The sequence below is a fragment of the Thalassobacterium sedimentorum genome, from assembly GCF_031127905.1.
Taxonomy (GTDB): Bacteria; Verrucomicrobiota; Verrucomicrobiia; order Opitutales; family Coraliomargaritaceae; genus Thalassobacterium; species Thalassobacterium sedimentorum.
The window spans coordinates 1-409 of sequence record NZ_JARXIC010000135.1 but is presented as its reverse complement, the minus strand read 5'-3'; the positions used below and the strand labels follow the sequence as shown (position 1 = coordinate 409).

Annotated in this window: 1 protein-coding gene; it reads right to left on the bottom strand. The window is 51.3% G+C overall.

Translation table 11 applies throughout. The features are described from left to right. Positions 1 to 409 (bottom strand): hypothetical protein (locus QEH59_RS19165; RefSeq protein ID WP_308986915.1); only part of this gene is annotated, 409 nt, incomplete at both ends.

Genomic DNA, 409 nt, shown 5'->3' with positions numbered 1-409 from the left:
ACTTCCAAATCCCCGCTCACTTCCAAGCTCGGTCCAATGCTGCCGTCTACGGTCACCTCATAGGTGCTGTTCGGACCATTCACCACTTCCAAGGCCGCATCTGAAAAATCAAGTAAGCTACCATCGCTCGCCGCTTGATTAATCGTCACCGCAAGAAGGTCACCATTCAAAGTCAATCCATCGACCCCGATGAAAGAAGCACTGCCCGCAGTGGCTTGTAACGCGGTCCATTGACGCGCATCTGCGACTTTTTCCTGTGCCAGCACTAGGGCCAAATTAACATTTGTTAAATCAAGCCCCAGCGTACCACCCAGACCGGCGAAGGCAGAAACATCACTCGCTCCGATGGTCAATAATTCAACTGCAACATCGCCAGTCGCTTCATTCAAATAGACTGGAACTGTCGCTT